This window comes from Mycobacterium kansasii ATCC 12478 (assembly GCF_000157895.3).
Taxonomy (GTDB): Bacteria; Actinomycetota; Actinomycetes; order Mycobacteriales; family Mycobacteriaceae; genus Mycobacterium; species Mycobacterium kansasii.
The window spans coordinates 2,331,634-2,358,270 of record NC_022663.1; the positions used below are offsets into that span (position 1 = coordinate 2,331,634).

The window sequence follows — 26,637 nt, forward strand, 5'->3', positions numbered from 1 at the left end:
AGGGGGAAGGCATCGTCACCCGATCAGGGGACGGCCGCTCCGCTCGAAGTAGGGCTGAAAACACGACAGACAGCAACCGGTCGCGCGGGCGAAAGTACCAGCGTGGACCCACAAACGCCGACTGCCGCAGCCACGGCACCCAACGACCGGGCCCGGCGCAGCCTCGCGGCCGCCGTTCTTGACCAAGTGCGCCGCACCCCCGAGGCACCCGCGGTGGTCGATGGCGATCGGGTTCTGGCCTACGACGATCTGGAGCGCCTCAGCGCCACAGTGGCGCGGGGCCTGCACGCCGCCGGTATCGGTCCGGGACAGGCGGTGGCCATCTGCCTGCCCCGATCGTGGCAGCTGGTCTGCGTCATGCTCGGAATTCGCCGTGCCGGGGCCACCGTGGTGCCGCTCGACGCGGACAGCCCGGTTACGCGGCAACACCACATCCTTGCGGACTCGGGCAGCGTGGCGGTGGTGTGCGCGACGCCGGAGACGGCGCCGACGCCGGCTTCGGTGCGGGCACTGCGAGTGGCCGACCTGCTCGACGCCGGGCCGGGGCCCCTTGACCGAGTCGACGCACCGCCGCAGGACCCGGGTTTCGTCTTCTACACCTCGGGAACGACCGGACTACCCAAGGGCGTCGAAGTCTGCGACGCCGGCATACTGCGGCTGGCCGAGCCGGGATGGCTGCGCTTCGACCCCGGCACGCGGGTTGCCAGCATGTCCAACCCCGCCTTCGACGCGTTGACCTTCGAGGTGTGGACGCCGCTGCTGACCGGCGGTACCTGCGTGGTGTTCGGCGGTCTGGGCCTGAACGGCTCGACCGGCTTGAACGGCCAAGCGCATCTGCAAACCCCGCGGCGGCTGGCCGAGGCTTTGCGGAGGTCGCGCATCGACACCGTGTTCGTGACGACGGCTTTGTTCAACACCCTTATCGACGCGGTACCGGACTGTTTCGCCACGGTCTCGCGGGTGCTGATCGGCGGCGAGCAGCTGGACGCCGCCCGCATCCGCCGCTGGTACCGCGACAACCCGGCCAGCGCCACCGAGCTGGTCAACGTCTACGGCCCCACCGAATGCACGACATTCGCGCTGTATCACCCGATCCCGGCCGACTTCGCCGGCGATGTCGTGCCGATCGGAAGACCCCTGCCCTCGACCGCGGCGGTGCTGGTCGCCGACGGCAACCGCGCCGCCGCGGCGGGCGAGCTGGCGGAGCTGTACCTGTCCGGCGCGGGCCTGGCCGACGGCTACCGCAACCTGGCGGACGAAACGGCGAGCCGTTTCGTGCGGTTGCCCTGGCACGACGACGGGGTCCAGCGCTGGTACCGGACCGGCGACCTGGTCCGCCGTGACGAAGCCGGCCTGATCGTGTTCGTCGGGCGCGCGGACCGTCAGGTCAAGGTCCGCGGTTTCCGGATCGAACCCGCCGAGGTGGAACGGCAGCTTGCGGCCCACCCCGCGATACGGCAGGTCCGCGTGTGCACTCGCCGCCATCCCGACGGCCGTCATGAGCTGCTGGCCTACCTGGTGTTGGCGGCCAACCTGACTTTCGACGCCTACCACCGGCACCTGGCGGACACCGTGGCGCCGTACATGCGTCCGCAGCACACCTACGTCGTCGATGCGCTGCCGCACACCGCCAACGGCAAGGTCGACGAAGCGGCGCTGCTGAACTGCGCGGTGGCTCCGTGGCGCCGGCCCCGGACCGTCGAGTGCCACGCCGGTGCCACCCTGCGCGAGCTACTCGAGCTGGCGGGCGGCGTCCTTGGCGTGGCGGATCTCGCCGCGAGCGACCGATTCGTCACCAGCGGCGGCGATTCCCTGACCGCGCTGCGGCTGCGTTTCGAAATCCAGCGGCGCTGGCAGGTCGACGTCCCACCTGCTGACGTGATCGGCAAGGACTTCGCCGCCCTGGCCGACGCGATCGACACCGGCGCCCATGCCGGCCACTACCCGCCGGTGCCGGCCCCGACCGGCCTGCGCAGCGCGCCGGCCACGTCCGAGCAACAACGGCTGTGGTTGCTGCAGCAGCGCGACCCGCAGAACCGCGCCTACGACGTGCGGCTGGCCTTCCAGCTGCAGGGCGCTCCCGACGTGGCTGCGTTGCGCGTCGCGGTATGCCGATTGGTGGCCCGCCATCCCGCGCTGCGCACCGGGTTGCGGGCCGCCCTGGACGGCCTGCGCCAGGAAGTCGGTGATCCGTACGACCCGTGGGACTCGGTGGACGCGCGCGACGGCGAAGCGTGGCAACTGACCGCCGACCGGTTTTTCGCTCCGGCCTTCGACCTCGCGCAACCGCGGATGCTGCGGGCGGGCCTGGCACCCCACGGCGATTTCGGCGGCAGTGCCCGGCCGGCGGCAACCGGCGGCTTCATGCTGCTGCTGCACCTGCACCACATCGCCGTCGACGGCATTTCGCTCAACGTCTTGTTCCGTGAGCTGTCCGCCGATTACGCCGCGCTTGCCGCCGGCCAGGCCCTGCCGGAGCACCGGCCGGCGCACACCCCGGTCGAGGCGACGCTGTGGCAGCGGGACCTTCGCTGCAGCCCGGGCTACCAGGACCAGCGCCGCGCCCTGCGCCGCCACTACGCCGGGCTCGAGTGGCCCACCCCGCGCGCCGAGACGGCCGGTGGCAACGCCCGGCTGTTCCGCAGCTCGCTGGACGCCGGGCAGCGCGCCGGCATCGCCCGGCTAGCGGCCGAACTGGGGCTGACCCGGTTCCAGCTGCTACTGGCCGCATTCACGTGGAGCCTCTACGGCGTCACCGGCCGCACCCGCCCGATCGTGGCCACGCCGGTCGCAGGTCGGCCGATGGCCGAGTTCGAGTCGGCAGTCGGGATGTTCGCCAACACGGTGCTGCTGCCCGTCGACCTCGCACCGGATGCGCAGCTGCGCGCCCAGCTGCAACGGCAGGCCGTCGCAACCCAGGAGGTCCTGAACCGTCAGGACGTGACGCTGGCCGACGTGCTGACCGACACCCCGGTACCCGCGGGGGTTTCGCCGCTGGAATTCCTGTTCGTGCTGGAGAGCACCGACTACGGCGCCCTCGCCCTGCCGGATTGCGGGGTGCGTCACCTCTGGCCGCAGCCCGCCCAGGCCAAATGCCCGCTGACGCTGTTCGTGCTGGAACGCGAAGCCGGCCCCGACTGCGTCTGGGAGTACGCCGAGGGCGCGTTCGACGGCGACCGGATCCAAGCGGCCGCCGAGCTGTTTCATCGCGCGGTGGACCTGCTCATCAGCGACAGCTCGGGCACGCTGACCGAGCTGGCCGCCCCCTATCGGGCGGACATCGCCGGCCACGGTCGCGGTCCACGGTCGACGCCGTCCTTCGTCACGGTGGCCGAGGGCTTCGCGCGTCAGGTCGCCCGGACACCGCACGCCCCGGCCGTGACGACCAGCGAGCACGCGCTGTCCTACGCCGAACTCGACGCCCACGCCGCCGCATTGGCCGCCCAACTCCCCCAGGTGTCCGACCCCGCCGCACCCGCGCGGGTGGCGATGTACCTGCCGCCGTCGGCCGAGCATGTGGTTGCGCTGTTGGCCGCGGCTCGGCTCAACGTCACCGCCGTTCCGCTGGACCCGGCCTATCCCGCCGAGTTGCTGGGCCAGATCCTGCGCCAGGCCGAGCCGCTGTGTGTGCTGATGCTGCCGGGCGCTGAGGCCGAGGTGGCTGCCGTCGCGCCGGACGGCGTGCCCCGGCTGGTCGTCACGCTGGCGGCCGCAGCGCCGGCCATACCGTGCGCCGCCGCGCCGCATGACGGCCGCAGGCCCCTGTACACCCTGTTCACCTCGGGCTCCACCGGCACGCCCAAGGGCGTCGACGTCCCCGACAGCACGCTGTGCAACCTGCTGCACTGGCAAAGCGAGCACGGCGGGCTTGCCGGCGCCGCGGTGACCCAGCAGTTCTCCGCGCTGTCCTTCGACGTGTCCTTCCAGGAAATCTTCACCACGCTGTGTTCGGGCGGGCGGCTCCATCTGGTGGACCCGGCATGGCGGCGGGATCTGCCGCAGCTACTGGACCAGCTGGAGACCGCCGGCGTCGAGCGCCTGTTCCTGCCGTACGTGGCATTACAACTGCTCGCCGAGCACGGCGTCCGGCTGGACAGATACCCGTCCCGCCTACGCGAGGTCATCACCGCCGGAGAGCAGCTGATCTGTACCCCGGCGGTCCGCAGCTGGTTCGCGCGGCTGCCGAGTGCGCGGCTGTTCAACCACTACGGCCCCACCGAAACGCACGTCGTCAGCGCCCTGGTGCTGGACGGGGATCCGGAGACGTGGCCGGAACGGCCCGCGATCGGCCGGCCGGTAGCCAACGCGGTGCTGCGCGTGGTGGACGACACCGGTGACCCCGTCGCGCCCGGCGTCACCGGCCGGCTGCTCATCGGCGGGCAGATGGCCGCGCCCTGCTACCTCGGCGATGCCGAACTGAACCGGACCCGCTTCACCGCGGTGCCCGGGCAGGGACTTTTCTACCGCAGCGGCGACCTCGCCCACGTCGACCACGACGGGTTGTTCCATTACGACGGGCGCGACGACGAGCAAATCAAAATCAGCGGCCACCGGCTGGAATTAGGTCAGGTCGAGGCCGCCCTGCTGCGCCACCCACGGATCGGGGGAGCCGTCGTCATCCCGGCGAACGGCTCGCTGCGCGCCCTGGTGCAATGCCACGGCCCCGACGATCCGAGCGTCGACGAGCTGAACTCGCACCTCGCCGGGCTGTTGCCCGCGCATGCCCGGATCGCCGACTTCCGGCGGGTGGACGCGCTGCCGCTCACCCCGAGCGGCAAACTCGACCGTCGGGCCGCGACGACCGTGCAGGGACGCGAGCTTGCGACGGTTACCGCGTGGCGGGATGTGTCGGCGCTGGAAGGCCGGCTCTACGGCGAGTTCTTGGCGGCGACCGGCAAGCCGCTGCGACCGGACCAGAAGTTCTTCGATGCCGGCGCCACCAGTTTGGACCTGATGCGGTTTCAGCAGCGCTGCAGCACCGAGCTCGGACTGCCGTTCACGGTCGCCGACCTCTTCGAGTTCCTCAGCATCCGTGAGCTCAGTCGCCATCTGGAGACGTCGCAGGCCTCGGCAGCTCCCGCACCCGGCCCGCGACCGGCGGCCAGAGAATACCGCGACGGCCCGGTCGCCGAAGCCATCGCGATCGTCGGGATGGCGGTGCGGGCACCCGGCGCCCCCGATCTGGCGTCATTTTGGCGCCTGGTCGAAACGGGCGGGTCGGGCGTGGAGCACTTCGAGGCGGCCGACGGCCTCGTCGGCGCCCGCAGCCAGCTGGACGGCATGCTGGCGTTCGACCCGGACCGATTCGGGATCAGCCACCGCCACGCCCGGTTGATGGATCCCCAACAGCGGCATCTGCTGATGAGTTGCACGGCAGCGCTGGCCCACGCCGGCATCGCCGAGCCCGGCACGGCCCGCGTCGGGCTGGTGGCCACCGGCGGCTATGACACCTACTACGAGGCGATGATGCGCGAGGCCGATCCCGCCGACCTCCCCAGCGGGCTCAGCATGGAAATTCTGCACGAGAAGAACTTCCTTGCCGCCAAGGCGGCCTACTACCTGCAGTTGACCGGACCGGTATTCACCGCGCAGGCAGCGTGCGCCAGCTCGCTGGTGGCCGTGCATCTGGCCGCCGGGTTGCTGCGCGAGGACGACGCGGACGTGATGCTGGTGGCGGGCGTGAACGTCGACACCGCGCTGACCGACGGGTACCGGCATCGGCCGCACTACTTCCTGGCGCCCGACGGCGTCTGCCGCCCGTTCAGCGACGACGCCGAGGGCACGCTGGGCGCCAGCGGAGTCGCGGTCGTGGTGCTCAAGCGCCTGTCTCAGGCCGAACGCGACGGCGACACCATCCACGCGGTGATCACCGGGTCGGCGATCAACAACGACGGCTCACGCAAACACAGCTTCATGGCCCCGTCGGTGGCCGGACAACGCACGGTGATCGCCCAGGCGTTGCGGCGCAGTGGGCGCAGCGCCACCGAAATCGGGTATGTCGAAGCTCACGGCACCGCCACCCGGCTGGGCGACCCTGTCGAGGTGAACGCGCTGCAGCAGGGCTACGGGCTCACCGAACCTGCCTCATGCGGGTTGTCCTCGCTCAAGAGCCAGGTCGGCCACCTGGGGGTGGCCGCCGGCGTGACCGGGTTGATCCGCGCGGCGTTGGCGGTGCGCAACGCGGTGATTCCGCCGAACGTCAACTTTCGACGACTCAGCCCGGAAATCGGCGACGGCGCGGTTCCGTTCTACATTCCCACCGAAGCGCGGCCGTGGCCGGCGCGGCGTACCCGCGTGGCCGCGGTCAGCAGCTTCGGCGCCGGCGGCATCAACGCGCATGCGATCGTGGAACAGGGTTACGAGTCGGCCGCGACCACTCCGGCCGTTCCGTGCCTGCTGCTGTCCGCGCACACCGAAACCGCGCTGCGGGCCGACGCGCACCGCATCGCCGACCACCTGGCGGCACATCCCGACAACTACCCGCAGGTGCTGCGCCACCTCCAGGCCGGTCGCCCACCGATGCGGTACCGCGCGGCAGCTGTGCATGCCGACGCGGAATCCGCGGTGGCCTGGCTGCGTGGCGTCGTCGCGACGCAGGTCACCGGCGATGCGCCGGCGGGGCCAGCCCGGCTGCCGGCCTGCGGCAGGTCACCACAGGACCTTGCCCAAGCGTGGATGCGGGGAGCCGTGATCGAGTGGGCGCAGGGGTCGGCTCAGCCGCCGTGGGACTTCCCGCCGCCGTCGTTGGATCTTGACGACTACGACTTTCCCCGGGCCGGCCGGCGCCCCGTGCCGGACGCGGCGGCACCCTCGAGCCGAGGCAAGGTGCTGACCTCCGGGCGACGACCCGATCTCCGGCCCCGCGCGGGTAATCGCCTGACGCACTTCAGGTGATGTCGCCGTCGACGTAGCGCTGCAGGTTGGGCGCAAGCGCTGCCACCGCCTCGTCGTCGGGCATCGACGCGATCGGCTCGATTTTCCAGACGTAGCGCAGCAGGGCGAAGCCGATCAGCTGACTGGCGATCAACGCACTGCGACGCAGCCGTTCGCCCTCGTCGTCGCCGAGCGTCGACTCACCGATCAGCCCGCGCTCGACGATGAGCCGGAGCTTTTCGCGGGTCGTCGGTTCGTGGGCGGCGGTGAGCACCACTGCGCGCAGCGCGGGACCGACCTCCTCATCCGTCCAGATGTCGAGCACGTTGCGGATCAATTGCCTGCCCAGCTGATCTCGTGACGCCGCCCAGGTTTTGGCGACCGAGTCGAGCCACTTCTGCGGCGGCGTGGTGGCCGCGTCGAGCAGGCCTTCCTTGGAGCCGAAGTAGTGGTAGATCAGCGCCGGGTCGACGTCGGCGGCGCGGGCGACGGCGCGAATCGCCGTGCCGGCCCAGCCGTGTTCGGCGAACTCGTCGCGGGCCGCGGTCAGGATGCGCGCCGCCAGCACGCCGCGGTCGTCGCGCGGGCCGGGGGTGCCGGATCGTTTCGCCACAGTCACACCATACCCGCGAAATTTCATCTTGCGTTGAAACTAGTTTCAACGTAGCGTGAAACTATGACGAGCACACTCAACGGCCCCCAGACCACCGGCCGGCAATACCGCAACCTCAGCGAGCCTCGCCACACCCCCCGCACCGACACCAACGCGGCGATCACGGTCCGCGACGGGACCAGGTTGTTGGCCGATGTGCACCGCCCCGATTCCGACGGCCGCTTCCCCGCGCTGCTGGCCGCTTCGCCCTACCCGCGGCAGATGCAGGACTTCGGCGCACCCGCCGGTTTCATCGAGGCCGGCGCGACCGACTTCTGGGTGTCGCGCGGCTATGCGCACGTGATCGCCAACCTCCGCGGCACCTGCGGGTCCGGCGGCACGTTCAGCTTCTTCGACGCACAGGAGCGCCAAGACCTCTACGACGTTGTCGAGTGGGTCGCCGCACAACCCTGGTGCGACGGAAACGTCGGCATGATCGGCATCAGCTACTTCGCGATGAGCCAGCTCGAAGCCGCCGTCGAGCGCCCGCCGCACCTCAAGGCGATCTTCCCCGTGGCGGTCACCACCGACCTCTACGAGGGAGCCAACCATCACGGCCTGCTGAGTTCGTCTTTCGTCACACCCTTCCTCGCGATGACCGGCCTGACGGCCGCGCGCAGCGACAAGCTCTGGCGCAGCAAGCCCGTCGGTCTGCTTCGCCGGGTGCTCAACAACCCGCGGGTGCATAAGAAGTTCGAAACCCTCAACGGGGAGTCGGCGCTCACCATGCTGCGCCAGCTCCTCCGCCTACCGCACAATCCGCATCCGTGGGACGAGCTGTGGCTCGACGCCGCGGTCAGGCATCCAACCCGCGACCAGTGGTGGCAGGAGCGAAACCTGTTGCCGCTACTGAAGGAAATCGACATCCCGGTCTACCTCGGCTGCGACTGGGACAACGTGCCACTACACCTCCCGTCAACGTTTGCCACCTGGAACGCATTGTCGGACAACGCTTGTGTGCGAATGGGTCTACTCGGAAAGTTCGGCCTGACCTGGCCATGGGAAAGTCTGCACGTCGAAGCGCTTGCCTGGTACGACCACTGGCTCAAGGGCCGCGACACCGGAATCCTCGACGGGCCGCCGATCCGCTATTTTCTGCCGGGCGCCGATGAATGGCGTACCGCCGAGGCATGGCCGCCGTCGATGACGCCGCACCGCGAACTCGCCCTGCGCGCCGACGGCGCGTTGCGCGCGGACGAGGGTGAGCCGGGCAGCCGCGAATTCATGGTGCTGGGTTCGGGATTGGGCCGCGTCAAGGCGAGTGCTATCGATCCACCGTCGATACTGACCTGGACCGGCACCCCGTTGAGCGAGGGCCTCGATGTCGTGGGCGACATCGAGCTGCGACTGGTGGCATCGGCGACGGCGATCGACACCGCGTGGATTGTCACGCTGCAGGACGTGGCGCCCGATGGCCAAACCACCGATGTGACGGCGGGCTGGCTGCGCGCGAGCATGCGTGCGCTCGACGAGGCGGCGAGCCGCCCCGGGGCGCCGGCCTTGCCCTGTACGAACGCTCAGGGGATACCGGTAGGACAAGACGTCGTGTATCGAATCCCATTGGTTCCCAACGCTCGCCGGTTCAAGAGCGGGCACCGGATCCAGCTGGTGCTCACTAGCGACGACCAAGATCCGTCGGTGCCCGCCATCATGGGTTTCCGGCATGCCAGCGTCGGTACCAGCAGCCTGAACACCGTCCGCTCGTCGTCGCGACTTCTGCTCCCGGTACTTGGCTAACGTAATGATATTGCGGCCGAGACACTGAGCCGCGGGCATTTCGGGCAGATCGCGGCATCGCGGAATAGCGGTAAATGCGGATATTTCATGACGGTTTCGGTTGGGCGAAGATACGGCAGCTTTGGAAGTCGATTAGCGCCATTGCCATTGGCTCAGCTATAACGTTGCCCGGATGCGCGAATCGAACACGTGTGAGAGATGCTGGCGCCCAGCATTTCACGTTGCCGTGTCGGCATTCGTCGTCATTGCCTTCACCGTCATCCTCGCATCGCCGATAGCTCATGCGGCCGCGGTGACCGCAACCTTGGCGGTGACCTCGCAGTGGAACACCGGCTTTGTGGCCAACTACAAGATAGTGAACTCGGGCTCGGCTCAGCTGACCGACTGGACGGTCGAATTCGATTTGCCTGCAGACGAATCGATCTCCAATGTGTGGAGTAGCAAGCTGGCCCAGTCCGGAACGCACTTCGTCCTGACCCCCGAAGATTACAACCGAACGATTGCGCCCGGCGGCTCCATCAGCATCGGCTTCCAGGCCGAGCTGACCGGCGCCTATTCACCACCGGCGAATTGTCTGGTCAATGGCCAACCTTGCACCACCGGATCGACCCCGAGCACCACGGCTACCACTGCGACGACGACTCCCACCACTCCCACCACTCCCACCACGACCACTACGACCACGACGACCACTACGACCACGACGACCACGACACCGACGACCACCACCTCGACGACGGGGGCCGCCACCCCCGGCGCGGCGACCGCGACGTTTGCGGTGACCTCGCAATGGGACACCGGCTTCGTGGCCAACTACAACATCGCCAACCCGGGCGCCGCGCAGCTGAACGGCTGGAAACTCGAATTCGATTTGCCCGCCGGCGAATCCATCACCAATGCGTGGAGCAGCAAACTTGCCCAATCCGGTACGCATTACGTCCTGACTCCCGAGTCTTACAACAGCACAATCGCTCCGGGCAATTCGGTCACCGTCGGTTTCCAGGCCGCTCAGACGGGCGCATATGCGCCACCGGCGAATTGTCTGCTCAACGGCCAGTCCTGTACCGGCGGATCGGTATCAACCAGCCAGGCCACGACTCCGGCGACAACCACGAGCACCGCAACCAGCGGTACCCAGATTTGCGATCAGTTCGGAACGACGACGATCGGAGGCGCCTACGTCGTTCAGAACAATCGGTGGGGCACCAGCGCCGCGCAGTGCATCAACGTCACCGCTACCGGGTTCGCCATCACCAAAGAGGACGGCTCTGCACCCACCAACGGCGCTCCGCTGTCATATCCGTCGGTCTACCTGGGCTGCCACTACAGCAATTGCTCCCCGGGCAGCAGGCTGCCGGCCCAGCTGAGCGAGCTCACCAGTGCTAACAGCAGCATTAGTTACAGCTACGCCAGTGGCACTTACGACGCGGCGTACGACATCTGGCTGGATCCGACACCGAAGAAGGACGGCGTCAACCAGATGGAGATCATGATCTGGTTCAACCGTCAGGGCTCCATCCAGCCGGTCGGCGCGCAGGTCGGCACGGCCACTATCGGTGGCCGCAATTGGGATGTTTGGCAAGGCAGCAACGGCAGTAACAACGTGATCTCCTACGTCGCGCCGACGCCGATCAACTCGTGGAGCTTCGACGTGCTGGATTTCGTCAGCGACGTCCGCAACCGGGGCGCGATAACCAGTTCCTGGTACCTCACCAGCATTCAGGCCGGATTCGAGCCGTGGAACGGCGGCATCGGCCTTGCCGTCAATTCGTTCTCGGCCACCGTCAACTGACCAGGCTGCACTAGCGGTCAGTCCGGGCATATCCGGCGCGACCACGCGCCTCGACAGCCCATCCGCAACCGAACGGCCCCCCAAGAGCCGGGGGTGTGCCGCTACGCGCCTTCCCCGAACGGCACCTGCGGCTTCACATACACTTCATATAATTGATTTTTAAGTTTATTAAGCGATTCGCCCGGTTCTCCTCTAAGCTGCCACTAGCGTCGCAACCACTTCTCAACGTGGTGCAGACCGTTTTGCTACCCAACGAACAGGGAGGCATGAGCCGGTGTGTGCTAGCTTTTCGCGCCAACCGCCGACGGCCGAGCTGCCTACGGTGTCAGTGGCGGCCGGGGTGGATTCGCCGCCGACGACCGCCGGCTACCGATCACCCACCGTCGATTCCGCTTCTTGGCGAGCCATGTTTCGGCGGGCGGTCCTGGCCACTGTCGGTGAGTTCGTCGTGACGCGCAGTGCATCCCAGCTCGACGAGGCAGCTTCGGCGGCCGCGGGCGAAATCTTGTTGACGTTCGTCTCACGCGGCAAATGCCTGCGGTCCACCTTCATGTACCTGGGCTGGCTGTGCGGCGCCGCGCCGAGCCGCGCGGCCCTGTCGGCTGCGGCCAGCTTGGAGTTGCTGCATGCGTTTGCGCTCCTGCAGGACGATGTGATGGACCGATCGTCACAGCGGCGCGGTAGCCCGGCTGTGCACGTCCAGCTTGCCGAGTGGTACAGGCTACGTGGATTATCCGGCCCGGCAGGGCGATTCGGTGAATCGGCGGCGATCCTGCTGGGCGATGTCTGCCTCATCTGGGCCGAACAGATGCTGCGCGAAAGCGGTGTCGAAGCCCGCCGGCTGCAGCAACTGTGGCCGCGATACGACGCGATGCGCATCGAGCTGGCGGTAGGCCAATTCGCCGACTTGGCCAACGATATCCGCGACCGTCCGTCGCTGCGGACCGTCCTCGACATCGCGCGGCGCAAGTCGGGCAACTACACGGTGCGCCGGCCGTTGGAAATGGGCGCGGCGATGGCCGACTGCGACGATCGCACATTGACCCAACTCGGGCTCTACGGTGCCGATGTCGGCGAGGCCTTCCAGCTGCGCGACGACCTACTGGGCGTGTTCGGCCCGCCGGCGACCACAGGCAAGCCCAACGGCGGGGATCTGCTCGACCGCAAAGCCACCAGCGTGGTGGTGGCCGCCCATGAGATGGCCGACCAGTCGGCACGCCGGGAGCTTGCCGAGCTGGTGCGTGCCGATCACCTCGACGATGCAGCGCTGGATCGCTTCCGAGCGGTAATCATCGCGACGGGTGCCGCACAGCGCATCGAGGGCATGATCAGACGCCGCGTTGACCGTGCCCGAAATGTCCTGGACCACATCGTGATCGACTGCGCCGCACGCACGGCGCTGGCCACCTTGGCGGAGGCCTGCGTGGAGCGCACCGCATGATAGGAGCCCGGTAATGCGGACCATCCAGGGACGCACCGACCACGTGGTGGTGATCGGTGCGGGATTGGCGGGACTGTCCACCGCACTGCATCTGGCCGGCCGCGGCCGCAGTGTCACGGTGGTCGAGCGCGAACCGTGGCCGGGCGGGCGCGCGGGACGACTCGACGTCGGCGGCTACCAAATCGACACCGGCCCAACGGTGCTCACCATGCCCGACATCATCGACGATGTATTCGCCGCCGTAGGCGAAACCAGCTCTGGCCGTTTGGAACTGCTCCCGGTGGACCCGGCTTACCACGCGATGTTCGCCGACGGCAGCTCTCTCGACGTCCATTGCGACGCCGACCGGATGGCATCGGCCATCCAGACGTTTGCCGGCAGCCGGGAGGCCGTCGGCTACCGCCAGTTGCGCGAGTGGCTGACACGGCTGTACCGCACCGAAATGGACGGGTTCATCGCCGCCAATTTCGATTCGCCATTGTCGCTGCTGACACCACAGCTGGCTCGGCTGGCGGCGATCGGTGGATTCCGCAACTGGGACGCCATGGTCGGGCGCTACCTCAGCGACCCGCGGCTGCGACGGATCTTCACCTTCCAATCGCTGTACGCCGGTGTGGCCCCGCGCGATGCCTTGGCCGCGTATGCCGTGATCGCATACATGGACACCGTGTCGGGCGTGTTCTTCCCGCGCGGCGGCGTCCGAGCGCTACCCGATGCGCTGGCGGCCGCCGGAACCGGCGCCGGCGTGCAGTTTCATTACCGTTGCAGCGCCACCGAACTCGAACACAGCGGCAACCGCATCACCGCCGTGCACACCGACCGGGGACAGCGCATCCCCTGCGACGCCGTCGTGCTCACCACCGAACTACCCACGACGTACCGACTATTGGGCCGCACACCGCGTCGCGTCCGTGCATTGCGGGCCTCGCCGTCCGCCGTCGTCGTCCACGCCGGCTGCCGCAGCGTCTCGTCGGCGGACCGTCCGATATCTCATCACACAATCCTTTTCGGGGCAGCGTGGGAGCAGACTTTCACCGACATCATTCGTGACGGCCTTCTGATGCGGGACCCGTCGCTACTGGTTACCCGGCCGACAGCGAGCGATCCGACGCTGGCCCCCACCGGCCGCGACCTGTTCTACCTGCTTGCACCGGCACCCAACCTGGCCGCCGGTGCGGTCGACTGGCCCACCGCCGGCAACGCCTACGCGGAATCGATCATCGACACCGTCGGCGACCGGCTGCTGCCGGAGCTTCGCGACAGTGCCGACGTGCTCGACGTTGTCACCCCGCTGGATTGGGCGCGTCAGGGCATGGCGGCAGGCACACCGTTCGCGCTGGCGCACACGTTTGGCCAGACGGGGCCGTTCCGGCCGGCAAACATGGTTCGCGGCGTCGACAATGCCGTGCTGGCGGGGTCGTCGACCATTCCCGGCGTCGGTGTGCCGACCACGCTCATCTCCGGGCGGCTTGCCGCCGATCGCATCACCGGCGGCGTGCGCCGACAAGCACGCAACTTTGACATGAGAGTCGACGTGAAAGCGCAGATGTCATGATTCACAACGAGTTAGACGCCGCTGGCATCCACGATCCGCGGTTGCGCGAGGCGTATCGCCGCTGTCGGCGGATCAATGCCGCCCACGGACGTACCTTCTTCCTCGCCACCCGATTGCTGGCGCCGGACCAACGACCGCCGGTGCACGCACTGTACGGTTTCGCCCGTCATGCCGACGACATTCTCGACTCGCTTGATCCCGATCTGGGCATGGACGTTCGCGCCCAGCGACTGCAAGAACTTTCCGATGGGTTTTTCGCCGGCGCCGACCTCACCGACCACTCGGTGCTGGTGGCCGTGCGCCACACCGCACGCCGCTACGACATCAATACCGCGCCGTTCGAAGATTTTCTGGCATCGATGCGAATGGACCTCACGATCACCGACTACCCCAACCGCGACGCGCTCAACGACTACATGCGAGGCTCAGCGGAAGCGATTGGGCTGCAGGTACTTCCGATCCTGGGCGCCGTGGTGCCGGTCGCGGAGGCGGCCCCGTACGCTGCCGCCCTCGGACGCGCTTTCCAGCTCACCAACTTCATCCGGGACATCGACGAAGACTTGACCAGAAACCGGGTCTACCTGCCCGCGGACGAGCTCGCCGGCGACGGCGTCGACCGGGATCTGTTGATGTGGTGCCACCGGAATCGGTGCACCGACAATCGGGTACGTAACGCATTGGCGGCCCAGCACGCAATCACCAGGAACACCTATCGGTTCGCCGCTGACGGGATCGCCATGCTGGCGCCTCGCTCCCGGCCCTGTGTGGCAACCGCTTTGACGCTGTACTCGGAAATTCTGGATCGCATCGAAGACGACGATTTCGAGGTGTTCAGTCACCGTGCCACCGTCGGGCAGGCACGACGACTCCGGGTCGCCGGAGCCGGACTGATCCAAGCCTGGCTGGCCCGCAACAGCGTCCCGGATGCGTCCGATCCAGCCGAGCCGGGTGCCGCATGAACGATCACTGGCAATACCTGCTGGTCCTGGCCGCCTGCCTGGCAATCACCGCACCGCTGGAGTTTTTCGGCAACGGCGTCTATCGCCAACCGCTGCGACTGCTGAGAGCGGTGCTGCCGGTTGCGGCGGTGTTCCTCATCTGGGATGAGGTAGCCGTCGCCGCCGGAATATGGACCTACGACGCGCGCTATATCAGCGGCGTGGCCGTTCCGTTTCGGGTGCCGGTAGAAGAAGTGCTGTTCTTCGTGGTGATCCCGATCTGCGCGCTGCTGACCTACAACGCGGTCAGCACGATTCTCGATCGGCTCACCCGCCGATGACCGGGCTGGGATATACGCTGCCGGCCGTGCTGGCCGTGGTGGCCGTCAGCGCATTGGAGCTGAAGCTCTTGCGCATCGGCATGTTTCGGCGCCCGGCGTACTGGGTGTCGATGCTGATCGTGCTCGGATTTCAAATCCCGGTCGACGGCTGGCTGACCAAACTCAACTCGCCGATCGTCAGCTATGACGAACGCCAAACGACGGGCCTGCGGTTCCCGCTCGATATCCCGATCGAGGATTTCCTGTTCGGCTTCGCGATGGTCACCGCGGTTCTGCTGCTGTGGGAGCGCCCGCGAGCGCGTCGATGAAGTCGCCATCGGCTAAATAACCCCGGAGGACGCCGCACATGCTGTCGAAAATGGCCCGCATCTCTCTGGCCGCGCCACGACGGATCATCGCGACCGCAATCCTGGTGATGGCCGGCGCCGCGATCTTCGGCATCCCCGCCGCGACCAGTCTCGCCCCCGGTGGGTTCGTGGATCCGGCATCCGAATCCGCGCGCGCTGCAACGGTGCTGGCCGAGAAGTTCCATCGGGGCGACATGGAGATGGTGCTGCTGGTGAACTCGGACAGTGGCGTGCAAGACGGCCCGGCCCGGGTCATCGGAACCGATATCACACGACAGCTTGCTGAGTCACCGTTCGTCGCTCAGGTCGCATCCCCCTGGGACACACCCCGACCGGCCCCCGGCATGGTCAGCACCGACGGCAAGTCCGCGATAATCGTGGCCGCGCTCAAGGGAAATGAAAGCAGCGCACCCGCGCACGCCCAGGCCCTGGCAGAGCGGCTCGCGCAGCACCGCGACGGCGTCACAGTACAGGCCGGCGGCGCGGCAATGGTCTACGCGCAGGTCAATCAGCAGACCCAAAAAGACTTGCTGCGAATGGAATTCATTGCGATTCCGGTGAGTTTCGTCGCGCTGGTGTGGGTATTCGGCGGGTTACTGGCCGCGGCATTGCCGGTAGCCGTTGGCGGCTTCGCGATCCTGGGTTCACTCGCGGTGCTGCGTGGGATTGCCCTGGTCACCGACGTGTCGATCTTTGCGCTGAACGTGACGGTTGCGCTGGGGATGGCCTTGGCGATCGACTACACCTTGCTGATCGTCAGCCGGTACCGCGACGAGCTCGCCGACGGACGGGACCGTGACGACGCCTTGGTGCGTACCATGACGACGGCAGGGCGCACCGTGCTGTTTTCCGCGATGACGGTCGCCCTGTCGCTGGTCGCCATGGTGGCTTTTCCGATGTATTTCCTGAAGTCCTTCGCCTATGCCGGCATCGCGGTCGTGGTCTTTTCCGCGTTGGCCGCCGTGGTGGTGGCGCCGACCGTGCTTGTGTTACTGGGTGATCGGCTCGATGCGCTCAACGTACGGCAGCTGGGCCGGCGGTTATCAGGCCGCCCCGAGCCGACGCGGCAGCCCATCGCGCAGAGTTTCTGGTATCGCACGGCCAAATTTGTTATGCGTCACGCCATTCCGGTGGGCCTGGCCATCATTACGCTATTGATCGCGTTGGGAATACCGTTCCTCGGCATCAAATGGGGTTACCCCGACGACCGGGTGCTGCCGTCGTCGGCATCGGCGCGGATGGTCAGCGATCGGATCCGCAGCGACTTCACCTCCAACTCCGCCACCAGAGTGACGATCGTCATCCCCGACACCGCCGGCCTGACAACGTCGGACCTCGACACGTACGCCGCTCAGCTGTCCCAGGTGCCCGAGGTGGCGGCGGTGTCCGCGCCGACGGGCGCGTTCGTGGCCGGCCGGCTCACGGGGCCGCCGTCGGCGCCAGCCGGCATGGCAGCCGGCAGCGCCTACCTGACCGTGGACAGCGCCGCACCGCTGTACACACAGGCATCGGAGACACAGTTGGACCGGTTGCATGCCGTCGCGCTTCCGGGCGGTCACGCGGTCCAGATGACCGGAATCGCCCAGATGAACCGCGACTGCGTCAACGGGATCACCTCACGTTTGCCGGTGGTGTTCGGTTTCATCGCCGCGGTCACTGTGGTGTTGCTATTCCTGATGACCGGCAGCCTGCTACTGCCGATCAAGGCCGTGCTGCTCAATATGCTTTCCCTCACAGCGGCTTTCGGCGCGCTGGTATGGATCTTTCAGGACGGGCATCTGGGTGCGCTGGGCACCACACCGACCGGTACGCTGGTCGCCAACATTCCGGTGCTGATGTTCTGTATCGCATTCGGATTGTCGATGGATTACGAGGTCTTCCTGTTGGCACGCATTCGCGAGTACTGGCTGCAGTCCCCCCGGGCACGCGCCGACAACGACGAAAGCATCGCGTTGGGTCTGGCCCACACCGGCAGGGTGATCACCGCCGCCGCGCTGTTGATGTCGATCTCGTTTGCGGCGCTGATATCCGCCGACGTGTCCTTCATGCGCATGTTCGGAGTCGGGCTGACGATCGCGGTGCTGGTCGACGCGACCCTGGTACGGGCGCTGCTGGTACCGGCTTTCATGCATGTGTTCGGCAGCCTGAACTGGTGGGCGCCGCAACCGCTGGCCGCTATGCACCGTCGGATCTTCGCCGGCGAGACCGGTGAAGCCGGTGAGGCCGGTGCAGTCGGTGAAGCCGTGGGGGCGGTCCGAACGGCCAACGGCTAGCTACCGCGTTTCCGCCGCGGCACTGTTAAGACAATTAAGGACCGCGTCGAGGACCATGTGAAAGGGGCACCGGCTAAGCTATCGCCTTATCGCCATGAAGGATGCAGGCAAGTGACCAAGCGCGTCGCTGCGAATCGACAGCCGACTCGGGCTGAGTTGGAGAGGCTGCTCTCGGCCGACCTCCGGATGATGACTGCTCATTCCGACCGGGTCGGCCGTTACTATGCCCGGCAGAACGATTTGAGCCACGGCGACTTTCACGCCCTGCTGCATCTCATGGTGGCCGAGACAGCGGGCACACCGTTGACACCCGCCCAGCTCAGCCAGCGCCTGGACGTGTCGGCGGCGGCCATCACCTATCTTGCCGATCGCATGATCGACGCCGGACATGTCCGCCGTGAGCCGGATGTCGAGGACCGCCGCAGGTCGCTGCTGCGGCTGCAGGACGGCAGCATGGAGTTGGCTCACGAGTTCTTCAGGCCCCTGGGTGAGCATCTGCGTGCGTCCCTGGCCGAGCTGCCTGACCGCGATCTGCGCAGCGCCCACAAGGTATTCACGGCGATGATCGCGGGGATGTCTGCATTTGAAAGCGAGCTCTACCCGCCTCCGGGGTCGGCGGCGCGAACCGAGGAATCTGCGAAGGCGGCACCCGGCAGGCGGCGAAAGCCGTCGCCGAAACCGGCAACGGCCGAGCCGGGGCCGGCTACCGGGTCGGGATCACGCCGACGGCGCGCAGCGCATTGAGATCCGTTGCGCCACAGCAGTGCAGGCAGATGCGAAGCTCCTCGATGAACCGTTGCAGCCGATCTTCGACGGCGTCCGCGGACTCAATCGCGGGGGCCAGCAGCGGACGAGCCAGCGCAACCACGTCCGCACCCAGGGCGATCGCTTTGGCCGCGTCCATCCCGGTGCGGATACCGCCGGAGCCGACCAGCGGAATCGTCGGTAGCGCTTGGCGCACCTCGACGATCGCCTGGGCCGTCGGTATGCCCCAGTCGGCCAAGTCCGGGTAGCGCAGTTCACCGTAGCGAACCAGCTGCTCGACTCTCGACCACGAGGTGCCCCCGGCGCCGGCCACGTCGATACCCGACACCGGTAAACCGCCGGGCAGCTGGGCCAACAGCGCGACCGCCCGGGCGCCGATACCGTGGCCCACTTCCTTGAGCAGCAACGGGCAATCCAGCGCGCCGGCGACATCACACAGCCGGTGCAGCGATCCGGTGAAGTCGGTGTCCCCGTTGCCCTGAATGGCCTCTTGTAACGAGTTAGCGTGCACCGCAAGGGCATTGGCTCCCACCCGGTCCAGCGCGTTGCTGATGTCGGGCATGGCGGCTTTCGTCAGCTGCGCCAGGCCGATGTTGCCGATCAGCAGCACGTCCGGGGCCATGTCACGCACTTCGAAACTGGCCGCGGCCCGCTCCCCCCGTGATCTGTCCAGCATGATCCGCTGCGATCCGAGCATCATCCCCAGACCAAGCCGCTGCGCGGCGGTCGCCAAATTGCGGTTGATTGTCGCCGACAGTTCGGCGCCGCCGGTCATCGCACCGATCAGGATCGGCGCACGCAGGCTTGCGCCGAAGAAGTCGACGGACATGTCAATGTCGTGAAGGCTGGTTTGGGTCAGGGCGTTGAACGGCAAGCGATAACGCTCCAGCCCGGTTGTTACGCCGGCAAAGTTGACGTCGCCGTTGAGGCAGACATCGATGTGGCGCCGTTTGCGACGCCCCATTTCGGCCGGATCGGTCGTCACAGGACACCGACAGATGTTGTCATCGCGATCCTCGTCGACGTAATCAGGTGCCGTCCCAGCGTAGCTTAGCGGTCCTCAATTTTTGTTAAGAAATTGAAATGTTAAGGCGGGGGAACTCTAGCGATCGCGTTCGCAGCGATCGTGACATCGCCGGCTTCGCCGTCGTCGAGGAGTACTACTGGTCGGTGATCGGCGACCAGGGATGACCGTTCTCATGCCGGGTTTTCCTGGCCTAAGACCTTCGCGGGTACACCGTCAACGATCACGGGGCGAAGCTGGCAGCCGATGGCGCAGACCGTGCAAATGGTGTGCTTGGTGTGGGTGCGGCCCGCGTCGAGCTGGACGGCGGACCGCCCACCGCAGGGCCGGCCATGCAGTAGCGGGAAAGAGCCGAATCGCTGCCCAGCCGAGGGCGAACCTAAGCGTGAACCGGGTGCAGCGCGACGAGACCGGCGAGCAGCGCGAGGGCCATCACGAGGTGAATCAAGGTGAAGGAATGGGCCCACAGTGGATGTGTCGCGCTGTATTCGTTCACCGACACCGGCAACGGCACCCGGCTTCGGTTCCATCCAATGCGCTGCAACACCTTGTTGAAGGAGATAGCGAAGACGAGGCAGGCCCCGGTCCACAGCGGAAACGCGAGCACCGGGGCACCAGCACGCCCGATCGCCCAGGCGATTGGTGCGCCGATCAACACGGTGCCAAAGCCGACGAGCACTCCGATGTTCTTCCACTGCTCGAACACCTGAACGTAGTACCGGGAGCACTCGGCGAGGCGGGCCGCCGAGGTCGTGCCGGGCCACACGTCCTGAGCCAAGTCGATCCCGATGACGCCGAGCGAGAGCCAGAAGCCGCCGACCAGAATGGCCAGGCCGAATGACGACGGATCCGCGACCAGGGCGACGCTGACGAAGAGCCCGATATCCGCCAGCAGCACCAACGCGAGTGTTCGGGCAGCCCAATCGACCGGCAGGACGGGAATGTCTTCGCGGGTCCGACGACGAGAAACAAGCATCCCGTCCTCGCCCACTGCGGTCACCGGCCCAGCGCGCAGAATTGCCCCGACCAGCGGCGCAAGCATCCCGCGCAGCGATCCCGTTAGCCAAAAGTGGAGGCCTGACAACACCAGCGCGACGGCTCCGGCCGCGACGGTGCAGCCCGGCGCGCCGCCCTGCACGCCGGCCCAACCGATCCACCCGAACGCGGCGAGCAGCCAGATCCGGTCGAAAATCCTGGCACGTCCTAGGTACTCGTGGATGGCAACCAGCGTCAGCGGGCTCGGTGCTCGCGCCAAGCACAGCACCGTGGAGAATCCCATCATCGCGGGCACCAGCAACATGGCACTCGCATTAACGAGGGAGGTGAGGCGCCGACGGCGTCCGAAACCATGGCTTGACAGTATTCGGCAATAACCAACTGCGCCCGCCATCGTCCGCGTCCGGATCAAGAAATGCTCCACCGCAACGACCGACACCTTCGCCAAAACTGCAGTCAGCACGGGCGTCGCGGCCGAGCCGCCGTGGCTTCGGGCTAGTCGTCATACCACCACCTGTGAAATCAATCGTCTCGTCCGCAGGGGCGCAGAAATGTGAACGCGTCCAGGCGCCTACCCCTGCTTGTCCAGATATGCGTCGTGGTCGAGCTCGGGATCGTCCCGGGGCGACCCTGACACCCCCACGCCGGGCGCGCACCTCGGCGACCTTGCCCCGCGGCTGGGTGATCGCGAGGATCCGGTTAACAACCACTGAGCGGCCCGTCCGGCGTGCCATTGTCATCCTCTCCGGGCCGCGGTCGAAAAGGCCAGCGGCTCAGCTAGTTTGACGATCCGCCCGGCGAATCCCTTGCAGTGTGGGATGCCCCGCTCGTGGTCGAGTAGCTCGGGATCATCGCCGCACAACACGGCGTCGCTGCTGATGAAGGCCCCCGCCAGCTGCTCCTTTCCGCGCAGTTCGGGGTATCACCACCGTCCTCCCGTACTTCGTGAAGTCACAATGCGCGTAGGCGCGACGCGCTGGGGTCGGTAGCTGTGGACGGCACGTGGCCGGAAGGTTGATCAGAAGACCGTTCCCTTGCTCCCGGTTGCGCCAGGCGAACCTTCGGGGCCGCCTGCGCCGCCGACGCCGCCGGCGCCGACCGTGGCGTTGTCCGGATCAGGCGCGTGGGCATCGCCACCGTTGCCACCGTTGCCGCCCTTGGCCGAGGGGGTAAAACTGTCCCCGCCGTCGCCACCGGTGCCGCCGATGCCGAAGCCGGTTCCATTTGTGGACCCATCACCGCCGCTCCCGCCCGTCCCACCGATGGTGCCGTTGCCCCCAGCCCCGCCTTCGCCACCGGTCGCGCTGCCGGCAGCGCCGGCGTTGGTGAGGCCCGCGCTGCCGCCGCCGCCGCCGAAACCGCCCTTGCCGATGCCGAAGCCGCGGCCACCGTCGCCCCCGGTACCGCCGATCGCGTCCCCGGTCGCGGAAGCGCTGCTGGCGGAGCCGCCGATTCCGCCGTGCCCGCCACCCACGGCACCACTACCGCCCGCCCCACCGTTGCCTCCGGTCGCGGTGCCCGTTGCGGCGACGTGAGTGATGGATGCGCTGCCGCCGGATCCTCCGTTCCCACCGGCGGCGTTGTTGCCGCCGCTGGTGCCGTTCGCTCCAGCGCCGCCAACGGCGTTTCCACTTCCGTTGTTGATCGCGATCCCGCCGCCCCCGCCGCTTCCGCTGCTTCCCCCGCTCATCTGGGCGATGCCGCCGGCCCCTCCGGCACCTCCGATTGCGTCTCCGGTTCCGTTGTTGATCGCTGCACCGCCGGTGCCGCCGTTTCCGCCGCCCGAGTACCCGATGCCGCCCTTACCGCCGATGCCGCCGATCGCGTCACCGGGTCCTTCGTGTTGGCTGGCCCCGCCGGTGCCCCCGTTCCCGCCGCTGCCAGCACCGGTGGCGTTCCCGCCGGTACCACCGGTACCGCCGGTACCGCCAAACAAACCGCTCTTGCCGCCGGTCCCGCCGTCGCCGCCGGCCCCACCGCCGAGCGCGGAGTTGCCACCGGCTCCGCCGGTGCCGCCGTTGCCGTAGCTACCGCCGTTACCTCCGGTCCCGCCCTTGCCCCCGGATGCACCGAATCGCGCCGAGGGGTCGCTGTCAGCGTCGTAGCCGTGGCCACCGGTGCCGCCGTTGCCGCCGTTGCCGGGGACGATGGCGCCAACCGCGCCGTTAGCGCCGGCGGTGGCCCCTTGGCCACCGGCCACACCGCCGGTGCCGCCGACGCCAAAGCTGCCGGGATCGCCACCGTTGCCGCCGGTTCCCCCGTCAGTGGTGGCGTTGCCGATGCCGCCGATACCGCCATTTCCTGGTGCTCCGGGGTTGCCGCCGGCGCCGCCAGCCCCGCCGTTGCAACTCGCGCCTGCCGCGCCGAATAGGAACGAGCCGTGCCCGCCGGTTCCACCCATGCCACCGCTGCCGCCGTGGCCGCCGCTGCCGCTGTTGCCGCCGTTGCCGCCCGTTGCCCCGACTGCGTCCGCATCCCAACCGGCGCCACCAGCCCCACCGACCCCGCCGGACCCGCCTACGCCGCCCGGGCCGCCAGCACCGCCCGAGCCGTATATGAAGCCGCCGTTGCCGCCGGCTCCGCCCATACCCGCGTTGCCGCCGTCACCGCCCGGGCCGCCAGTACCGCCGACAGACGTCGAGGTGCCCGGAGCGCCCGCGGTGCCAGCTGCGCCCGGTGCCCCAGCCCCGCCCACGCCGCCGGCGCCGCCGTTGCCGAACAACAGTGCACTGCCGCCCGAACCGCCGGCCCCTCCATTGACGCCGGCCCCTCCATTGACGCCGGCACCGCCGGCACCGCCGGCACCGCCATTGCCCCATAGCCATCCGCCCGTGCCGCCGGCACCGCCGGCGCCGCCGCCGACCCCTCCGGCGCCGCCGATCCCGCCCGCACCAACCAGCCCCGCGGCGCCGCCGGCCCCGCCGGCCCCGCCGGCTACGCCCGATCCGCCATTGCCACCGTTGCCCCATAGGATCCCGCCAGACCCGCCGTTTTCCCCGGTCCCGGGGGTGCCGTTGGTGCCGTTCCCGATCAGCGGACGGCTCAACAGCAGGTTGGTGGGCGCATTGATGACACCCAGCAGCCCCTCTTCGAGGGCCTGCAACGGCGACACATTGGCCGCCTCGGCGCTTGCATACGAGGCCCCAGCATTGGTCAATGCCCGCACGAACTGCGTTTGGAACGCCGCCACCTGCGCGCTCACCGACTGATAAGCCTGGCCGTGGCTGGAAAACAGCGCAGCGATCGCCGCTGACACCTCATCTCCAGCGGCGGCGAACACCCTGGTAATCGGCACGGCCGCAGCGCTGTTTGCGGCATCCAACGACGAGCCGATGCCCATCACATCCGCTGCCGCCGCCGCCAGTAGCTCCGCTGTTGCGATCACATACGACATCGCGGCGCCCGTCTGGTTTTCTTGAACGATTGGTAGTACGAAGCTGGGGTAAGTGGAGCGGTCCAGAGATCGGCCTGGACGGTCTGGCTCAACCCCGGAGCTGGTGGAAGTGGGCAACGACGGCGAAGTGCCGGCATCTTCTCCAGCGACAAAGGGTCTCTAGGGCTTTCATAGTGCCCTGCCGACTTGCCTACCCCACTGAGCCTGGGTGACGGCACTCGCGCAGCACCGTGAGGCGGCTTTCCCTTTTCGAGACGGGTTCGGAACGCAGGGCGCGATGTCAATTGACGGATAGCCGCCGACGTTGTCTCGGCTTCGGTAGCGCATAGTAAGCCGTCAGGCTGCGAAGATCTATTCGGCATTTCACACCGCCACGCTTTCGTGCGTTGGCCCCATCAGCCGGGTGGTCCGGGTCGCCCAGGGGTACCGTCTTTGCCCGGGGATCCCAGTTGGCCGGCTGCGCCATGTCCGCCGCTGCCGTCAAGACCGCCTTGTCCGGGTAGACCGCCTATCCCGCCGGCGCCGAAGCCCCCGGCTCCACCCACTCCGCCGTCGCCGGGACGACCGAGTTGGCCGAACATCCCGGCGGTGCCGCCTGCGCCACCGTGTCCGCCTGCCCCACCATCACCGCCGTTTCCCCCTTTGCCACCGTCACCGCCGTCACCGCCGGTACCAGCTCGTCCTGGAGCACGATTGTCAGAGCTGCCGCCCGCGCCGCCACCCCCGCCGCCGCCACCGTCGCCGCCTCGGCCCCCGCCACCCCCTCCTCCGGCGCCACCGCTGCCCCCGTGGCCGCCATTTCCGATGAGAAGCCCGCCCTTTCCTCCGCTGCCGCCGTCGCCGCCGGCGCCGGCGCTGCCGCCGACCCCGCCCGCACCACCTGTGCTACCCCGCCCACCGTCCCCGCCGCCACCGCCAAAAAATTCGGCATGGGGGCTGCGGCCACCGATACTTCCGCCACCGCCAGTGCCGCCCGCACCACCGGCGCCGCCGGCACCGCCGGCACCGGCGATCCCCCCATTGCCGCCGTTGCCGATGAGTCCCGCATTGCCGCCGGCGCCGCCAGCACCGCCTGCACCGCCCGCTCCGCCGGGGGCGCCCATGCCAGCGCTACCTCCATCGCCGCCATCACCGCCGAAACCCGTGTTTTCACCTGGGCCGCCGTTGCCACCGATGCCGCCGCTGCCGCCGGCGCCGCCGGAAGCGCCGGTGCCACCGCTGCCGCCCGTGCCGCCGCTGCCGCCGCTACCGCCGTTGCCGATGAGTAGCCCGCCATGACCACCGGCGCCGCCGGCACCGCCGGCACCGCCACCGCCGCCTGGGACACCACCGTCATGACCGGTGCCGCCGGGCCCGCCGTCGCCACCCAGTCGACCTTCACTTCTCGCTCCGTTAAATATCGTTCCGCCGTCGCCGCCCGTGCCTCCTTCCCCGCCGGCCTGTCCTTCCGCGGTGCCGTTCAAGCCGGCGCTCCCGTCGAATCCGGTGCCGTAGAGAGGATTGGTGGTGCCGTCTGGGGGTTTCGGTGGAGGGTCACGCGGCGGGTCGACCCCGGCGGCTCCGGTACCTCCAATGCCGCCGGGCCCGCCAGCCCCGCCGTCGCCGAACAACCCAGCGTTACCGCCAATTCCGCCGGGCCCGCCGGCGAAGGTGCCAATGCCACCTGCCCCGCCGGCACCGCCTGATCCGCCGTTTCCGTACAGCAGCCCGCCGTTGCCGCCATTGCCGCCGGCACCAGCCCCGCCATTCGATGAGTTCCCACCGACGCCGCCGTTGCCGCCATGACCGATCAGCCCGGCGGACCCGCCGTTGCCTCCGGGTTTGCCTGGGGCGCCGGACCCGCCGGACCCGCCGTTGCCGATCAAGATTCCTCCGGGCCCGCCGTCTTGCCCGGTGCCCGAGGCACCGTTAACGCCGTCTCCTACAAGAGGGCGCCCCAACAACGCTTGGGTGGGTGCGTTGACCACATTGAGCAAATTCTGCATTGCGCTAGCAGCTTCGGTGGCCACATATGACTCTGTGCCGGCAAAGAGGCTGGCAACGAATCGGTAGTGAAAGGCCGCCGCGCGGACGCTAACCGCTTGACATGACTGGGCATGCGCGGCGAAGACCGCCGCAACAGCCCTCGAGACCTCGTCGGTACCCGCCGCGGCTATGCGCGTTGTTGCCGCCGTTGCGCCGGCATTGGCGGCGTCGATCGCTGAGCCGATGGCTGCGAGCTCCTCACCTGCTGCTGTCAGCAGTTCCGGTGTTGTGATCAGAAACGACATATGGAGACCTCAGTAGTAAGGCGGAATCCGAGGCACCGTGAGCCCGCGACCCTGACCGTTTACGGCAAGCGCAGTGTTTGCGTGATCAATGATGCCCACGCGGCCTTTCGGCAATCGTTCGCCAATTGTGAAATGCACTGGTGGCCAAGCGCGTGGCGTAAGAATCACGCGGATGTGCGAACTGCTGGGGGTCTCCCGCTCGGGGCTTGACGCTGGCCGGCGCGACCGGCGTGACATCG

General features: G+C 68.0%; 15 protein-coding genes and 1 pseudogene. 11 read left to right on the top strand and 5 right to left on the bottom strand.

Going from position 1 to position 26,637, the window contains the following annotated elements:
* Positions 1–102 precede the first annotated feature (102 nt).
* On the top strand, positions 103–6,894 hold the full coding sequence (locus tag MKAN_RS29520) for a non-ribosomal peptide synthetase (RefSeq protein WP_023367877.1): 6,792 nt from the start codon (positions 103–105) through the stop codon (positions 6,892–6,894).
* On the opposite strand, the gene MKAN_RS10000 is transcribed toward MKAN_RS29520, so the two are convergent.
* The gene (locus MKAN_RS10000) at positions 6,887–7,486 is read right to left on the bottom strand and encodes a TetR/AcrR family transcriptional regulator (RefSeq protein ID WP_063476878.1); all 600 of its coding nucleotides are present in this window, start codon (positions 7,484–7,486) and stop codon (positions 6,887–6,889) included. The two genes, MKAN_RS29520 and MKAN_RS10000, sit on opposite strands and share 8 nt — an antisense overlap.
* Positions 7,487–7,549: 63 nt before the next feature.
* Here MKAN_RS10000 and MKAN_RS10005 point away from each other — a divergent pair, with 63 nt between their 5' ends.
* The 10 genes and pseudogenes from MKAN_RS10005 to MKAN_RS10050 all read left to right on the top strand — a co-directional run bounded on the left by MKAN_RS10005 (position 7,550) and on the right by MKAN_RS10050 (position 18,693).
* Positions 7,550–9,262, top strand: coding sequence for a CocE/NonD family hydrolase (locus MKAN_RS10005; protein WP_023367881.1), 1,713 nt, complete (start codon positions 7,550–7,552; stop codon positions 9,260–9,262).
* 172 nt (positions 9,263–9,434) lie between these two features.
* Positions 9,435–9,860 (top strand): annotated as a pseudogene (locus MKAN_RS31890) (cellulose-binding domain-containing protein); the annotation flags it as partial.
* A 207-nt stretch (positions 9,861–10,067) separates the two neighbouring features.
* Positions 10,068–11,054 carry a GH12 family glycosyl hydrolase domain-containing protein gene (locus MKAN_RS31895; RefSeq protein ID WP_230589280.1) on the top strand — a complete coding sequence of 329 codons (987 nt, stop codon included), beginning with the start codon at positions 10,068–10,070 and terminating at the stop codon, positions 11,052–11,054.
* A gap of 406 nt (positions 11,055–11,460) precedes the next feature.
* A complete protein-coding gene (locus tag MKAN_RS10020) occupies positions 11,461–12,495 on the top strand; it encodes a polyprenyl synthetase family protein (RefSeq protein ID WP_080674220.1) in 1,035 nt (344 codons plus the stop codon).
* Positions 12,496–12,508: 13 nt separating this feature from the next.
* Entirely contained in the window at positions 12,509–14,050 is a 1,542-nt protein-coding gene (gene crtI / locus MKAN_RS10025; RefSeq protein WP_023367885.1) for a phytoene desaturase family protein, read from the top strand.
* Positions 14,047–15,009 (top strand): phytoene/squalene synthase family protein, encoded by a 963-nt coding sequence (locus MKAN_RS10030; protein ID WP_023367887.1) that lies wholly within the window; start codon positions 14,047–14,049, stop codon positions 15,007–15,009. The genes crtI and MKAN_RS10030 overlap by 4 nt, the downstream gene beginning before the upstream one ends.
* Positions 15,006–15,329: a lycopene cyclase domain-containing protein gene (locus MKAN_RS10035; RefSeq protein ID WP_023367889.1), complete on the top strand. Its 324-nt coding sequence runs from the start codon at positions 15,006–15,008 to the stop codon at positions 15,327–15,329. Before MKAN_RS10030 ends, MKAN_RS10035 begins: the two co-directional genes overlap by 4 nt.
* Positions 15,326–15,637 (top strand): lycopene cyclase domain-containing protein, encoded by a 312-nt coding sequence (locus MKAN_RS10040; protein ID WP_023367891.1) that lies wholly within the window; start codon positions 15,326–15,328, stop codon positions 15,635–15,637. The genes MKAN_RS10035 and MKAN_RS10040 overlap by 4 nt, the downstream gene beginning before the upstream one ends.
* 38 nt (positions 15,638–15,675) lie before the next feature.
* Positions 15,676–17,949: an MMPL family transporter gene (locus MKAN_RS10045; protein ID WP_023367893.1), complete on the top strand. Its 2,274-nt coding sequence runs from the start codon at positions 15,676–15,678 to the stop codon at positions 17,947–17,949.
* 111 nt (positions 17,950–18,060) lie between these two features.
* Positions 18,061–18,693, top strand: coding sequence for a MarR family winged helix-turn-helix transcriptional regulator (locus MKAN_RS10050; protein WP_023367895.1), 633 nt, complete (start codon positions 18,061–18,063; stop codon positions 18,691–18,693).
* Here MKAN_RS10050 and fni read toward each other — a convergent pair.
* The 4 genes from fni to MKAN_RS29535 all read right to left on the bottom strand — a co-directional run bounded on the left by fni (position 18,653) and on the right by MKAN_RS29535 (position 26,398).
* A complete protein-coding gene (fni, locus tag MKAN_RS10055; RefSeq protein WP_165800767.1) occupies positions 18,653–19,678 on the bottom strand; it encodes a type 2 isopentenyl-diphosphate Delta-isomerase in 1,026 nt (341 codons plus the stop codon). The two genes, MKAN_RS10050 and fni, sit on opposite strands and share 41 nt — an antisense overlap.
* A gap of 439 nt (positions 19,679–20,117) precedes the next feature.
* Positions 20,118–21,038 (bottom strand): hypothetical protein, encoded by a 921-nt coding sequence (locus tag MKAN_RS10060; RefSeq protein WP_023367901.1) that lies wholly within the window; start codon positions 21,036–21,038, stop codon positions 20,118–20,120.
* A 714-nt stretch (positions 21,039–21,752) separates the two neighbouring features.
* Complete coding sequence (locus MKAN_RS10065) at positions 21,753–24,128, bottom strand: PE family protein (RefSeq protein ID WP_023367903.1); 2,376 nt, start codon at positions 24,126–24,128, stop codon at positions 21,753–21,755.
* A 395-nt stretch (positions 24,129–24,523) separates the two neighbouring features.
* Positions 24,524–26,398 carry a PE family protein gene (locus tag MKAN_RS29535; RefSeq protein ID WP_036393787.1) on the bottom strand — a complete coding sequence of 625 codons (1,875 nt, stop codon included), beginning with the start codon at positions 26,396–26,398 and terminating at the stop codon, positions 24,524–24,526.
* Positions 26,399–26,637: the final 239 nt, after the last annotated feature.